Raw genomic sequence first — 14,892 nt, 5'->3', positions numbered from 1 at the left:
GACGCCATGTTCCAGGTCACCATTCTCCAGCCCGAAGGCGCCCCTCGCATCGAATCGATCAGCGAGACCTCCGCGGTCATCGGCAAGGGGCGCGAATGCCGGCTGCAGCTTCCCGGCTGGAAGGTCGGGCGCGAGCATGCACGCATCTACCGCACCAAAGCCGGGCTGTTCATCCAGGATCTCGGCCAGTTCTTCGGCACCAGCGTGAATGGCGTGCGCGTACATCAGCACGGCCCGCTTGCCGCCGACGACCGCATCGTGGTCGGCCCCTTCACCCTCATCGTCACCGACCAACTTCAGCCCACACCCGCCGGCGCCCCCGCAGCGCATGCGGCGGACACAACGCAAGTACACGCGCCCCAGCCAATTGCCGCAGCCGCGGGTCCCGGCACACGTACCGCCGCCACGCCCGACCAGTACTGGCGCCGTCGTATCCACGAAGCCCTGCTCGACGCCATCGACCTGCGCCGCCGCGACCTCGTACGCATGAGCGACGACGAGCTGCGCGCCGAAGCCGAGTCCCTGCTCGTCGAGCTGATCGACAAGGAAACCGCCCTCCCCGATGGCATCGACCGCGACAGCCTGCGCCGCGACGTGCTCAACGAGGCCGTCGGCCTCGGACCACTGGATGAGCTGCTCGCCGACGAAGCCATCAGCGAGATCATGGTCAACCGCCACGACGAGATCTTTCTCGAGCGCCACGGCCGGCTCGAACGCCACCCCGGCAGCTTCACCAGCGAGCGCGCGGTAATGGGCATCATCGAGCGCATCGTCACCCCCATCGGCCGGCGCATCGACGAGGCGTCACCGATGGTCGACGCCCGGCTCAAGGACGGCTCGCGCGTCAACGCCATCATCCCGCCGCTTGCCATCAAGGGACCGGCGCTCACCATCCGCAAGTTCGGCCGCAAGCTCTTCTCGCACGCCGACCTCGTCGCGCTCGGTGCGATCAGCGCGCAGATGGCCGAGTTCCTGCGCGTCTGCGTGCAACAACGCAGGAACGTGCTGATCTCGGGCGGCACCGGCTCGGGCAAGACCACGCTGCTCAACGTGCTATCGAACTTCATCCCCGACGGCGAACGCATCATCACCATCGAGGACGCCGCCGAGCTGCGCCTCGCCCACGCCAACCTGATCAGCCTGGAGGCCCGCCCACCCAACGCCGAAGGCCGCGGCCAGGTGGCCATCCGCGACCTCGTCAGGAACGCGCTGCGCATGCGTCCCGACCGCATCGTGGTCGGCGAGTGCCGTGGGGGCGAGGCGCTGGACATGCTGCAAGCCATGAACACCGGGCACGACGGCTCGCTCACCACCCTGCACGCCAACAGCCCGCGCGACGCCCTCGCCCGCCTCGAAACCCTGGTGCTGATGGCCGGCATGGATCTGCCGCTGTCAGCCATCCGCGAACAGATCGCCTCGGCGATCGACATCGTCGTGCAGCAGGCGCGCCTGCCCGACGGCCGGCGCGTGGTCACCGGCATCGTCGAAGTCGCCGGCACCGAATCGGGGCGCATCCAGATCCAGGAGCTCTTCCGCTACGACCAGCTTGGACGCGACGGCGACGGGCGCGTACAGGGCCGCTTCTGCGCCTGCAATGCAGTGCCGGCCTTCTACGAGACGCTGGCCGGCGCCGGAGCTGCACTCGACCTGTCGCTCTTCGACGGACCGCGCGACGCATGAAGCTCGACCTCGTCCTGCTCATCGTCGCCCTCACCGTGGCCTTGCTCGTATGGGCACTGGCCGATCTGGTCCCACGCTTGCTGCATGCCTGGCGCAACCGCTTCACCCGCGAGACCGGCTTTCACCTGCGCGAGCTATTCCTGTTCATCGATCCGGCCCGGCTCTATGCGCTCAACCTGGCCCTCACCGTACTCGCCGCAGGCGCGGCCTGGCTGGCCAGCGGCAGCCTCGCGCTGGCCTTCATCGTCGCCCTGCTGCTCGCGATCTCGCCCGGCGCGATCTTTCGCTGGCTGCGCACGCGCCGGCTCGAACGCATCGAGCAACAACTGCCCGATGCCCTGCAGATGCTGGCCGGCACCGCACGCGCGGGCCTGTCGCTGCCGGCAGCGATCCGCCAGGTCGGCAGCGAGCTGGCACCACCGCTGCAGCAGGAACTGCTGTTGCTGCAGCACGAACAACGCTTGGGCGTCAGCTTGGACGATGCACTCGAGAACCTCGCCCTGCGGGTGCCTGCACAGCCGGTAAAGCTCATGGTGTCGGCCATGCGCATCGCCTCGGAGACCGGCGGAGGCCTGGCCGAGACACTCGAACGTACCGCCACCACGCTGCGCAGCCAGCATGCCATGGAGCTCAAGATCCGCGCCCTCACGGCCCAGGGCAAGCTGCAGGCCTGGGTCGTGGGGCTGTTGCCGGTGTTCCTGCTCTGGGTGCTCACCCGCATGGAGCCGGAGGCCATGGCCTTGCTGTGGACGACGCGCATGGGCTGGGCCGTGCTGGCCGTGGTGCTGGTCATGGAGCTCACCGGCGTGCTGCTCATCCGTCGCATCGTGAGCATCGACATATGAGTCCGTCTGCAACGCCCCTGTTGTCCGCGCTCGAGCCGCGCTGGGTCGTGGGTGGCCTGGCATTCGCCATGGGCCTGTCAGTGGCGCTCGTCGCCTGGCTGCTGTCGCGCGCCGCCGCGGCCGTGCCACGCCAGGACAGGCTGTGGCTCGATGCGCCTCCGCCGGCCTACCGCATCGTCTGGTGGCCGATCCAGTGGGTAGCGCACTATCTGCGCGCGCTACTGCCCGAGCGCCAGCAGCAGGCCTGCCTGGGCCAGCTGCGCCTGGCCGGCCTGGACTACGCGCTCGACCCCGCGCAGTTCATGGCCGGACGCGTCATCTGGGGGCTGCTGTGCGCAGGGTTCGGCGGCTGGCTCGCCGGCGGCTTTGCACTCGCACCACAGTGGCCGGCACTGGCCGGGCTCGCGCTCGGCGCCTTCTTCCCACTCGCCTGGCTGCGCGACCGCATCCAGAGCCGCCGCCGGCAGACCTTCAAGGGTCTGCCCTTCATGCTCGATCTCATCACGCTGTGCGTCGAGTCCGGGCTCAACCTCAACAGTGCCATCGCGCAGGCCGTCGCCAAGGGGCCCGCCGGGCCGCTGCGCGATGAGTTTGCCCGCCTGCTGCGCGACGTGCGCGCCGGCAAGGCGCGCAGCGAAGCCTTGCGCGAGCTCGCCAGCCGCCTCGACCTGCCCGCGGTGTCCAACTTCGTCACCACCTTGATCCAGGCCGAGGCCACCGGCATGAGCCTGGGCCCCATCCTGCGCGCCCAGGCCGAACAACGCCGCACCGAACGCTTCGCGCAAGCCGAAAAATTGGCCATGCAGGCCCCCGTGAAGCTGCTCTTCCCGCTGCTGTTCTTCATCTTCCCCTGCGTGTTCGCGATCCTGATGTTTCCGATCGTGATGAAGTTCATCGGGGCCGGGCTTTGAGCGTCGAGCCGCTGAACATCCGCCGCGCCGAGCACTTCCTTGCGCGCCTGCGCGGTCTCCTCGGCACCGCCGCCCTGGCGCCTGGCCATGCCTTGCTCATCACCCCCTGCGCTGCGGTCCACACCGCATTCATGCGCTACCCGATCGACGTGGTCTTCATCGACGCCGACGAGCGCATCGCCAAAGTGGTCGAGGCGCTACCCCCTTGGCGTGCCACCGCCTGCGCCAGCGCCCGCCACACGCTCGAATTGGGCGCAGGCGAGGCGCGCCGGCTGGAGCTCGTCGCGGGCATGCGCCTCGACCTCGCCGCGGGCGCACGGCCTGGACTCGCCGCGCCCCACAGCAGGCGCGAGCGCGGCGCCACCCTGGTGGAGTTCGTCGTCGTCGGCCCGCTGCTGCTCTTCATCCTGCTCGTGCTCATGCAATACGCGCTGCTCTTTCATGCCAAGAGCCAGCTCAACTACGCCACCTTCGAAGCCGCACGCGCCGGCACTGTCGACAGCGCCCGCCCGGCGGCCATGCGGACCGCCTTCGATCGTGCCATGACGGGCTACCACGGCGGCGGCACCACCACTGACGAGCTCGCTGCATCACGCGCGCGCGCGCTCGCCGAGGCCCCCTTCGCCCGCATCGAGATCCTCTCGCCGACCAAGGAGAGCTTCGATGACTACCACAGCCCCGCCCTGGCCACTCGCCTGGGCCTGTCCGCGCGCGTCATCCCTAACACCCACATCGCCCAACTCGAGTGTCCGGCCGACCGCCCCAGCTGCAGCCGCAACCCTGCCACCAACGCCAGCGGCCAGAGCCTGCACGACGCCAACCTGCTCAAGCTGCGCATCACCTACGGCATCCCGCGCGACAAGCAGATCCCGCTCGCCGGCCCGTTCATGGCCCGTGCCAGCGCACTGCTCGACCCCGCCGACCGCGACACCTTCCGCACCAGCCTCCTCGCCCAGGGCCGCATCCCGGTCGTCGCCCACACCGTCATGCGCATGCAATCGCCCGCCATCGAGGCCGGCAACGCCTCCATCCCCGGCCCGGGCAATGCCGGCAAACCCTCCGACCCCGGGCCACCGCCAGACGGACCGACGCTGCCCCTGTGCCCGGTGACGGACCCGGCGTGCACCAGCGTGCCGCCACCTGAAGCCGAGCCGGATGAGGATCCCGACGAGGAGCCGCTTCCGGACGACTGCAACCCGCTGACCGACCCGGGCTGTGGATCACCTCCCTCTTGCGAGGCCCCCTTGGACTGGCTGCGAAGCAGGCCTGCACCCGCTCAGACACCATGACGACGCATCAACACGAATGAATCGCGCCCTCAAGCCCGCCTCCCCTGCCCACGTACGCAACGCAGTCGCCCGTGCCCTGCTGGCGCTACTGCTGGCGATGCCCCTGATCAGCGGTGCGCAACTGTCTACGAACGGTGGTGGCTCGTCCTTGCCCCAATCGCGCCCGAGCGATACGAGCTGCACCCCCTCCGATGGCGGAAACCCTGGCGGCGCGCAGGCATGCGCTGAAGCGGCCCCCGCCAGCCAGGACGAACCGGACGGCGTCGGACGGGCTGCCGGCAACCCGATCGACGTCATCACCGGCAACAAGTACCAGAACGAGACCGACCTGCCCGCGCTACCCGGCCCCCTCGGTCTCGAGATCGTGCGCCACTACAACAGCGCTCAGGCCGGCACAGACTCGCAGCTCGGGCTGCTCGGTCGCGGCTGGCGGCTGTCTTACGAGACCGACCTCCACGCCAATGGCGACCAGTTGCTCATCATCCAGGCCGACGGCAAGCACCTGAGCTTTACCGCAACGGACGCGGGCGGGCGCCGGTACTCCCACGCCGACCCGGCGCGCGGGACGGTCATTGCCCTGCGCTCCCCACAATCCCCGAACAGGCAAGGCCATCGCTGGACCTGGCCAGACGGTCGCGAGCTCGACTTCGATGCGCGCGGCAAGCTCGTGCAGATCCGTCTGCCAAGCGGCGAATTCCTCAGTCTCACACGCGGTCTCGACGGCGAACTGATGAAAGTCACCGACCCGCAGGGACGCAGCCTGAACTTCGAGTACGCCCCACGCAGGAGCCGCGGCTTCCGTGGCGTCGTGGCCATCACCAGCCCGCTCGGGCGCTTTACCTATTCGCACCAGAACGAGCGCACCCTGCCAGGCCTGAGCAACCTGGTCGCCGCGACGCTGCCCGACGGCACAACCCGGCGCTATCACTACGGCGCCGACATCGGCGAGTCCGCACCCGGGTGGCCCCACCATCTCACAGGGATCACCGTCGTCGGCAAGCGCCCTGATGGCACCGCCGCCGACGCCCAACGCCTGTCGACCTATGCCTACGACGCTGCCGGCCGCGCGGTAATGAGCGTGCGCGGCACCCCGCGACAGCTCGACGCGTCAGGCCAACTGCTGCGTGGCAGCGGAATCGAACAGGTGGACCTGCGCTTCAGCGCCCCGGACCGCACCGAACTCACCAACAGCCTGGGCGAGACCACCCGCTACCGCCACACGCGCATCAACGGCGAACCGCGCCTGCTCGAAGCCATCGGCCCAGGGTGCGCGCGCTGTGGCGAGACGAACGTACGCTACGCATACGACCGCTACGGCGCCCTGACCGAGATCACCCGCCTCGATCCGGGCGCCCGCCCGCTTGCCTCCACGAGGATCGAGCGCGATGCACTGGGCCGCGTTCTCCGCGAGAGCCATATCGCCTACGCCGGCGGAAAGCCCTTGCCTGCGCGGCTGCTCGCCCGCTACGCGTACACCGGCGCGACCCCCCGCCCGGTGCTCATCGCACGGCCCAGCGTCATACCCGGCAAGGAACACCAGATCCGCTTCACCTACAACGACCACGGCCAGCGGATCGAAGTGACCGAGTCCGGCTTCAGCCCACTGGACGCCGCCGGCGAGCCCGCTGCCTCCGCCGAGGCGGCCACGCCGATCAGCCGCACCACCACCTACGCCTACACCGCGGTCAACGGCCGCAGCCTGCTCGCCCAGATCGACGGGCCGCTGCCCAATGGGCCCAATGGAGATCCAGGTGATTCGGATGTCACACGCCTCGACTGGGATACTCACGGTAGCTTCGTGATCAGGCTCACGCAGCCCGGCGGGCTGCAAAGCGCGCTGCAGCATCACCCCCAGACCGGATTGCTGCGACGTGTGGTCAATGACGATGGCTTCGAGACCACATTCACCTACAACGCACGCCAGCAAATCACGAGCGTACGCAGCCGGGGGCCGGGCTGGTCAATCCCCCTCGAGCAGCGAATCCACTACGACGAACTCGGCAACCCGACCGAGGAAGCGCACCTCGGCCAAGCTGCCGCGAGCTGGCGCCGGCAGTGGGACACCCAGGGCCGCCTGCTGTGGCATGCCAGCGCCCTCGGAGTGCTGAGCAGCTACACCTACGACACCGAAAGCCGCTTGACCGAGCACACGCTCCAGAGCGCGAGCCTCACGCAGTCACGGCACCGTCGCTACGACGACCGGGGCCGGCTCGCACACGCCTGGGACAACGCCGGGCGCAGCTTGAAATGGCGCTACGACGAGCACGGACAACTCGAACGCGTGATCGACGCCCTCGGGTTCGAACACGCGGTGCCGGCGCGCATATCCCCACTTCCGCATGAGCTCGCCCAGGCCACCCAGGTGCAAGCGCTGCGCGACGACTTCGGCCGCCTGGTATGGCGGCGCAGCCCCGACACCGGGACCGTGCTGCGCGAGCTCGACGCCGCCGATCGCATCGCCGCGATGCGTGATGCGCGCGGCAACCTCGCCCGCTACGAATACGACGCGCAAGGCCGCATCCTGCGCCAGGTCATCACCGACGCTGCGTCGAGCAAGGCGGAAACGACCCACTGGCGCTACGCCGGCAGGCGTCTGATCGAGCTTGTTCATCCCACTCAGAGCGAACGCTACGAATACGACGCGCGTGGCCTGCGCAGCGCGCGCATCGTGCGACTCGCCACCGAACAGGGCGAGCTGACCTCAGTCACCCGCTACGAGCACGACGAGGTCGGCCGGCTCGTCGCCACCACCCTGCCCGACGGCAGCCGCCTGCGCTACGAGCGCAACGGCCAGGGCCAGGTCGTCGCACTCATGCTTGGCAGCGTCCAGACGCCGTGGCTGCGCCAGCTCGAACGCGAGCAACTCATCGCGAGCGACTTCGAGCGCGACCTCGCGGGCCTGCGCGCTCACACCGCCGGCAACGGTATCCAGACCCTCTACCAGCGCAGCCGCGAAGGCGTACTGGCACGGGTGGTACATCGCCACCGCACACCCGAGCGGGTGCGCCTGGCCCGTTACCCGTCGGATCCCGTGCAGCTTGGGCTCAGCCGACAGGAGGTAATCGAAAGGCTGCTCGGCATTGCACCCGCCCGCGCTCAATCCCCGAACGGCACGCAAAGTCACGCACCCATGGCGGCAAACTCCTCCGCCAAGGCAAACCCCGATGCGGCCCTCTTGCCGGGCGCCCTGGGCCTTCCCGAAGATCCCTCGGCACTGCTGGACCACCGCTACGTCTGGGACGCGCGCGGCAACCTGCTGCATAGCCGCCAGCAGGCAACCCACGCCGGTGCGCAGCCCACCTGGCATAGCCACGCCTACGACCGGCACAACCAGCTGTTGGTCTCGGTCGAGTGGCACGCGCAAGACAAGGCGCTGGCCGAACAGGCCGTGTGGCGCTACGCATACGACCCGACCCAGCGCCGCGTGCTCAGCCAGCAGGACGTCGGCTCACAAGCCGAGCTGCGCGCAGGCACGCGCCGTAGCGCCTTCGAGCCCGGCAGCCACCGACGCATCGATGCGGACCGCCCCCCCGCCCGCTACAGCGCCAGCGGCCAACCCGAGCAACTGGGCAGCCGCGAATACGACTGGGACGCCCGCGGCCGCCTGGTCGAGGTACGCGAGCACGGCAAGACGCTGGCACGCTACGGTTACGACCACCGTGGCCTGCGCAACGTCAAGCATGCAAACGGCCAGACCCGCTACACCCTCTACGACGAAGCGCGCCAGCCGCTGGCCGAGTTCGACGCCCACGGGCGCATCCTGCGCCAGTACGTGTGGCTGGCCGATCTGCCCGTGGCCGTCATCGACCGGCCCCAAGGCGCCGCGCCGACGCCGGCTGCGCAAGGCACCGCAGCCCGCATCATCGGCGACCTGATACGCCTCGTTCAAAGCTGGCTCGCCGGCTCCAAAGGCATCGTCTGGCTGCACGGCAACCACCTCGGTGCGCCGGAACTCGTCACCGACACTCAAGGCCAAGTGCTGTGGCGTGCGCACTACGCGCCCTTCGGGGCGGCCAACGTCCACTCGGGCGGCTTCACCCTCAATCTGCGCCTGCCCGGCCAGTACCTTGATGCCGAGACCGGGCTGCACTTCAACCGCGCACGCTACTACGACCCGGAACAAGGCCAGTACCTCAGCCCCGACCCGCTCGGCACTCCGGACGGCCCCAACCCCTACGCCTACGTCGCGTACAACCCGCTCAGGTTCATCGATCCGGACGGGCTCATCCTGTTTGCGTTCGATGGCACGGGCAACAGCGACGACCGCAACGATCCGGCGATGGGGGGCGACGGTTTCACCAACGTGGTGCACTTCCTGAACGCCTACGACAGCGGAAACCACCGCTACGTCAGCGGCGTCGGCACGGTGCATCGGGACGACGAGTACGGCCACATCCGACCGGAAGATTACGCGACACACACCCTGCTCTGGTGGCTCACGCCCGGGGACCCCGTCTACGTCAACGACATGGGCGGCAACTACTCGGGACCGGCTCGCATCGATCGGATGATGCTGTACATACGGGACGAGGCTGCAGCGTTTGACAAGAACAAGGTCATGGACATCGACATCGTGGGCTTTAGCCGCGGCGCGGCGCAGGCACGCGATTTCGCAAACCGCATCGTGGCCGGCTCGGTGGTGCTCAATGGCAAGACTTACTATAAGTACACCACCGAGGCTGGCAAGCCGGGCTGCCAGTGGGTCAACCTCCGCTTCATGGGCCTCTTCGACACCGTGCTCTCCACCAACTTCAGCGGCACGGGTTACAACCTCGGCATACCGAGCGAGTTCGCCTACGTCGCGCAAGCGGTGGCGCTCAACGAGCACCGCTCGGGGGCGATCGGGGAGTACTCGCTTCGCAATCCCAAGCCGCACAGCATGCACTGGGGCGGATTCCCGCTGCAATCGATCGGGGCGAGCAGCACCGCCCCGGGTCAGATCCGCATCGAGCGCGGCTTCATCGGCGCGCACGCGGACATCGGCGGCGGTTACCCGGACAACGAGCAGGGCCTGTCGCTGGTGGCGTTGAACTGGATGGTGCAGCAGGCGAAGAATGCGGGCGTGACCATGAAGGCCGTCGACCCGATTCCGATGAACGACGTCGTGCTACACGACCAGAGCAACGTCATCCGCGTGGGCGACCCGCGCATCCTGGCTCCCAAGGAGGTGAGGCACGGCGACATGTCGTGGACCGACTACGTCTTCGCCGAAGACCGCGAGGTCCGTGGTGCCACCTCGGGCACGAGCCAGCGCACCATGGGCTTCGACAACGGCGGCATGGTCCATGCCGACACGCTGAGTTACATCACCTGGCTGCCGCGCGAGGTCGAACAACTGGGCAAGGGCACGGCGCTCGACCCGCGCAAGCTCGGCAACGTCACCGGCACGGTGGACATGCAGGGCTACCTGGAGTGGCTGCGTGATCCCAGTAACGGATATGGATTGTAAGGAGACACAGCGAAATGAGCCTGACGAGACGACGCCTTGTGCTGACTTCCGCAGCGTACGTGCTGCTGAGCGGCTGCCGCAGCACGCCGCCGCCGGCCCCCAAGCCGACAACCCCCGAGCAGGCGCGCTACCTGGAGAGCCGCGAACGCATGCTCAAGAGGTTTGGTCGCCCGGGCTTCGAACTGGTGGTCGATGCAATGGACGGGCAGGAGTTTCTCGGCGTCGAGTTCTTTCCCGAACATGCTAAGTACCCGTTTTACCAAAGGGGGGGGCAACGGTTGCAAACGCAGGGAAAGAGGATGCTCTCGCAGCCAGTGCCCGAACGGGTGCGCGTCGTGTGGCGCGACTCCAGCGCGCGGGAGTTCGTACAAGGCGTCGGCGGACGTTACGCCGGCAACATCATCGGCGACGAGATCATCGAGGTCGGCTCGCGCATCCCGCAGGCGCTGATCGACGACCTCAAGCGCGACCCGCGCGGCAACCTGCGCCTGAAGTTCCGCATGAACGAACAGGGCACGCTGTTCGGCTGGGACATCGAGCGCAGGCCGGGGTTTGACCCGAAGAAGCGCGATGAGTATGGCGAGGCCGTGTATGTCGCGCCCGTGCACTCGTTCGCAGGAGGTGATTTCCGCGAAGCCAAAATACTCGACGGAAAACCTGTACGCAAAGGCTGGTACATCGACAAGCGCACCGGCAGGAAGATCGAGACCGACTACTGAACAATGCCAGTACCGTCTCTGCTGGTGCAGACACTCAAGACACCATTCGCCAATAAGCCGCTACATGCCCTCTGGAGCAATCGAGTTCGAAAGACTCAACTCCAAGCATGAACTGCTTCGCGATCAGCGTCGACGCTCCTCAGAACGCGTGTTGCCAATTCGCCGCCAGCCATGCGTTCGACGTTTCGCCCTTGGTGGTGGCGTTGAGCATGAGTGATGCGCGGCCACCGGCCAGCTTACCTTCCACGCCCGCGCCAAGGCGCAGCCAGTTCCGGTCGTTCCTCCGTCCATCCAGACCAAAGGCGGACAGACCGATCACCTGACCCGAGCTGCGCGGGCCGCTTTTCTCGAAGCGGTGCGCAGCTTCGAGCATCCCGATGAGATTCAAGCCGTTCCCCAGTAGTTTGGCCGCATTCACGCCGAGGCGCAGTTCGGTCGCCTTTTCCTTGCGGCTGTCGAAGCGCGCTGGAAAGCCGCCGCTGCTTTCGGTGTAGGCGGCGAGCCTCGCCTTGGCATAGCTCAGATCGACATAGGGCAATACATCGGCATTGGCGACATGCCAGGCCTGGTCCCATTCGAGGCGCGCGCGCAAGCCCCAGGTGTTCACATTTGGCGTGCCTCGTGAGTAATCCTGCGCCCCAGCGTTGAGATAGCCGCGCCTCATGTCCGCCTCACCCCGATGCACATACGCGCCGACGGCTCCCCACAGATTGCCCGAGACCGGGATCAGCGCCTGGGCCAGCACGTAGGTACCGGCGGTCTTCGTCCGGCCGTTGTGCACCTGATCCTGCTTTGCCCAGGTCTGGCCGAGCGAAACATTGACCTGCGCTGCGCCGAAATTCTTGCCGAAACCGACTTCAGCAAGGCCGAGATCTCCGGAACGGGCGCCGTGGCCGTCCCGCCCCCAGTCGCCAGCCAGCCAAAAGGCGCGCTGCCCCTCATCCACGCGGCGCGACAACGGACGGCTGTGGGCACCGTTGAGTACCGTGACGGCGGCGGAAAGCGCCATCCCGCTGCCCACCGACGTGTCGGCGAGACTTTGCTGCAGATCTTGCAGTGTAATCAGGCCGCCACCGTTGCCGCCATTACCACCATTACCACCACTGCCACTGTCGGCCACGCGGGCGATGAAGGCTTGGCCGCTCGCAAGCACGCCGACCACCACGCTGCCGTCGACGTTCGTCGCATTCGCCACTCGAGTGATATCCACAGGCACAGCCACCCCGGCGTCGCGCAGCCAGTCTTCCACCGACTGCATGCTGGCGTCCTGCGTCCAGCGGAAGGCTCGCTGGCTCCCGCCGGCGGTCAAGGCCCAGCCCACCACCACGGCACCGTCGCCGGAGACGCCATGGGCATTCGCCTCCGCTCCCCCCAGGGTCCCCAGATCCACCATCCCGATGTCCTGCGTCCAGCGGAAGGCATGCACGTTTTCTCTCACGCCGAGCTCGTAGTCAAGCTCCCCCTCCTCTATCACTCTGCCTACATCGAAGGCCCCACCCACGACCACAGCGCCATCGGCGGAGACGCCGTTGGCCTGCGAATTCGTCCTGCCCGTGATGCCCCCCAGATTTACCATGCCCGTGTTCTGCGTCCAGCGGAATGCGTGCCAAGCCTCATTGCCGGCCGTAAGGGAGCCGCCCACCACCACCGCGCCGTCGGCCGAGACGCCTTCGGGAACCGACCAGAGCCCGCCCAGTGTGCCCAGATCTTCCATGCCACCGTCTTGCGTCCAGCGAAACGCGCGATACTGCATGTCGCTCTTATCGGCCCAACCCACCACCACCGTTCCGTCTGAACTAATGGCATGGGCATACGCATTCGCCCCACCCAAGGTGCCCAGATCCACCATGCCCGAGTCCCGTGTCCAACGGAACGCGCGCCAAGCCTCATCGTTGGTCGTATCCGACCCGCCCACAACCACCGCCCCGTCGGCAGAGACACCGTGTGCTTCCGAATGCGTCCCGCCCAAGGTACCGAGGTTGATCATGCCGCTATCCTGCGTCCAGAGGAAGGCCCGATCAGCCTGGTCACCGGCCATGATGGTGCTTGCGCCCACCACCACGGCGCCGTCGAGACTGACGCTGGTGGCGCCCGAATTCGTCCCACCCAGGGCGCCGAGGTTGGTGATACCGGCCTGTGCCTGCGCCACAGCGGGAAAGAACAGCGGCAGGGCGGCCAGGGCAAATGCGAGGGGCCTGAGGCGGAAGGCAGAGCGAGGATGGAAGGATGCGTTGGTGGTTTCGTGGTGCATGATCTTCTTTCCCAAAAAGTTGGCGCCAACGGCAACAGAGACGCGGAAAATGTCTTCGGCATATGTTTTTTGAATATGCATTATGACACAGCAACACCATCCTGCAGTAACCGTTCACTGAGCGACGTTCTTTTCCCACCCCCTCCGCGCGGAACAATCGCTCCCACGGACGAGCACCTATCGCGCGGCTGATGCTGTTGACCGACGGCGCCGCCCGGACACACGTCTTTCGCACAAACAACGCGAACGGCCAGGCGACTCACGCGTGCAGTCACACCCCGCGGCTCACGCTGCGCCTACCGCCGTTCACTCAAGCCCAAAATGCCGGCAAGCGAAGCGCGGAGCCGGTGGCTTGACTGTTGCGGTCCAACCGCTGGAATCGAGATCCACCTTAGAGTCGAGCTTCTGAGGCACACAGGCGCGGGGCGCTTACCGGCGCCCCATCTCCTGCAACTGCACCATCAGCTCCGCCAGCCGGCGCCGCAGGCGGCTGCGCTCCGCGCCTTCGTCCAGTTCGGCGATACGCCGACGCAGGTCGGCCAGCTCCTTGCGCAGTGCAAGCTCAGGCGGGGCGAAGCCGGCATTGCGCAGCACCTTGTTGGCCATGCGCTGCTCGGGCGAGACGAAGAGCTCGTCGTCGAACGCCAGCGGCCTGCCCGCGCCGGGCAGGTTGTCGAAGGCGCCGTTGCGCCCGGCTTCGAGGATGCGCTGCTCGGCGAGGATGTCGAAGAGCGAAGCCATGGCGGGTCGCGTCGGATGCGTCGTACCGATCAGCCCCTGCCGCCGCGGGTCGACACCAGCACGCCGCCCAGGATGAGCGCAAAAGCAAGGCCGTGGTAAAGCTTGGGCCATTCGCCAATGACCGCAGCAGACAGGATTGCGGCGAAGAGTGGGGTGAAGTTGTAGAAGATTGCGGCCGTGGCCGGCCCGGCCTCTGCCACCGCCGCACCCCAGAAGCGATAGGCCAGGATGGACGGGCCAATGGCGACATAGAGGATGGCTGCCACCAGGCCCCAGGACCACTGGGTGGGTCCGGCCGGGATCAGCACATCGCCCGCGGCGGCCGCGGCAACGGCCCAGAGCACCCCGAACACGCATTGGGCGACGAGAAATTCGGCCCAGTTCCAGGCCGGGCGCTGGTCGCCGCGCATGTGCGCCGGCGGGCGGGCCAGCATCCAGCTGTAGGCCGTCCACCCGATCATGGCGAGCAGCATCAGCAGGTCGCCCTCGACAAACTCGATGCGCGCAAGCGCCCCAAGGTCGCCGCGCGACAGCACCAGGGCGACGCCGACGAGCGACATCATGGCGCCGAACACCTGCACCGGGCGCGGGACGACACGGTAGAACACCAGGCCGATGAGCATCATCCACACCGGCGCACTGGAGGCGATGAGCGTGACGTTGAGCGGCGTGCTGGTCCGTAGCGCCATGTACTGCAGCGCGTTGTACGCCCCTACCCCGATCAGCCCGAGTACCGCAAGGTGGGCCCAGCGGACGCGGATCTGCGCGCGCGCCTCGGCGGTGGCGACCGCCCGCCAGCCCAGTGGCAGCAGGATCAGGAAGGCCACCACCCAGCGCAGCGCGTTGAGCCACAGCGGTGCGATGCTGTCGATGGCAATGCGACCGACCACGGCGTTGGTCGCCCACAGGATGGGCGGCAGGAGCAGGAAGGCGACGAGTCTGGGGGTGAGCTGCATGGGGAGAGGTCCGATTATTGTTGTGCGCTGCGCGGGCGGACGGTCTTGCCG

9 protein-coding genes are annotated in these 14,892 nt (G+C 67.6%); 6 read left to right on the top strand and 3 right to left on the bottom strand.

The features are described 5' to 3' along the window. Positions 1-6 precede the first annotated feature (6 nt). From P7F68_RS07770 to P7F68_RS07745, 6 genes are read left to right on the top strand one after another with little or no spacing between them, the layout of a single operon-like run. Entirely contained in the window at positions 7-1,680 is a 1,674-nt protein-coding gene (locus P7F68_RS07770; protein WP_277832062.1) for a TadA family conjugal transfer-associated ATPase, read from the top strand. Further along, on the top strand, positions 1,677-2,525 hold the full coding sequence (locus tag P7F68_RS07765) for a type II secretion system F family protein (protein ID WP_002935436.1): 849 nt from the start codon (positions 1,677-1,679) through the stop codon (positions 2,523-2,525). Before P7F68_RS07770 ends, P7F68_RS07765 begins: the two co-directional genes overlap by 4 nt. Continuing rightward, positions 2,522-3,436, top strand: a complete 915-nt coding sequence (locus tag P7F68_RS07760) for a type II secretion system F family protein (protein ID WP_277832059.1) — start codon at positions 2,522-2,524, stop codon at positions 3,434-3,436. Before P7F68_RS07765 ends, P7F68_RS07760 begins: the two co-directional genes overlap by 4 nt. Continuing rightward, positions 3,433-4,725 (top strand): DUF192 domain-containing protein, encoded by a 1,293-nt coding sequence (locus tag P7F68_RS07755; RefSeq protein ID WP_277832058.1) that lies wholly within the window; start codon positions 3,433-3,435, stop codon positions 4,723-4,725. Before P7F68_RS07760 ends, P7F68_RS07755 begins: the two co-directional genes overlap by 4 nt. Before the next feature lie 16 nt (positions 4,726-4,741). Continuing rightward, positions 4,742-10,174, top strand: coding sequence for a DUF6531 domain-containing protein (locus P7F68_RS07750; protein WP_277832056.1), 5,433 nt, complete (start codon positions 4,742-4,744; stop codon positions 10,172-10,174). 14 nt (positions 10,175-10,188) lie between these two features. Beyond that, positions 10,189-10,893 carry a hypothetical protein gene (locus P7F68_RS07745; protein WP_277832054.1) on the top strand — a complete coding sequence of 235 codons (705 nt, stop codon included), beginning with the start codon at positions 10,189-10,191 and terminating at the stop codon, positions 10,891-10,893. A gap of 139 nt (positions 10,894-11,032) precedes the next feature. On the opposite strand, the gene P7F68_RS07740 is transcribed toward P7F68_RS07745, so the two are convergent. From P7F68_RS07740 to P7F68_RS07730, 3 genes are all read right to left on the bottom strand, one after another. Further along, on the bottom strand, positions 11,033-13,225 hold the full coding sequence (locus P7F68_RS07740; RefSeq protein WP_277832052.1) for an autotransporter domain-containing protein: 2,193 nt from the start codon (positions 13,223-13,225) through the stop codon (positions 11,033-11,035). A gap of 348 nt (positions 13,226-13,573) precedes the next feature. Next, positions 13,574-13,885, bottom strand: a complete 312-nt coding sequence (locus tag P7F68_RS07735) for a DnaJ family domain-containing protein (protein WP_002935420.1) — start codon at positions 13,883-13,885, stop codon at positions 13,574-13,576. 29 nt (positions 13,886-13,914) lie between these two features. Continuing rightward, on the bottom strand, positions 13,915-14,841 hold the full coding sequence (locus P7F68_RS07730; protein WP_002929225.1) for a DMT family transporter: 927 nt from the start codon (positions 14,839-14,841) through the stop codon (positions 13,915-13,917). Between the last annotated feature and the right edge of the window lie 51 nt (positions 14,842-14,892).

Source organism: Thauera mechernichensis, assembly GCF_029588855.1.
Classification (GTDB): Bacteria; Pseudomonadota; Gammaproteobacteria; order Burkholderiales; family Rhodocyclaceae; genus Thauera; species Thauera mechernichensis.
Note: the sequence above shows the minus strand (reverse complement) of the source record. Positions and strands in the feature narration are given on the sequence as shown.

Bases quoted from the DNA above. Each gene is read 5' to 3' on its own strand.
- P7F68_RS07765 (WP_002935436.1), top strand. From the start codon at position 1,677: ATGAAGCTCGACCTCGTCCTGCTCATCGTCGCCCTCACCGTGGCCTTG.
- P7F68_RS07740 (WP_277832052.1), bottom strand. From the start codon at position 13,225: ATGCATATTCAAAAAACATATGCCGAAGACATTTTCCGCGTCTCTGTT.
- P7F68_RS07745 (WP_277832054.1), top strand. From the start codon at position 10,189: ATGAGCCTGACGAGACGACGCCTTGTGCTGACTTCCGCAGCGTACGTG.
- P7F68_RS07730 (WP_002929225.1), bottom strand. From the start codon at position 14,841: ATGCAGCTCACCCCCAGACTCGTCGCCTTCCTGCTCCTGCCGCCCATC.
- P7F68_RS07750 (WP_277832056.1), top strand. From the start codon at position 4,742: ATGAATCGCGCCCTCAAGCCCGCCTCCCCTGCCCACGTACGCAACGCA.
- P7F68_RS07735 (WP_002935420.1), bottom strand. From the start codon at position 13,885: ATGGCTTCGCTCTTCGACATCCTCGCCGAGCAGCGCATCCTCGAAGCC.
- P7F68_RS07770 (WP_277832062.1), top strand. From the start codon at position 7: ATGTTCCAGGTCACCATTCTCCAGCCCGAAGGCGCCCCTCGCATCGAA.
- P7F68_RS07760 (WP_277832059.1), top strand. From the start codon at position 2,522: ATGAGTCCGTCTGCAACGCCCCTGTTGTCCGCGCTCGAGCCGCGCTGG.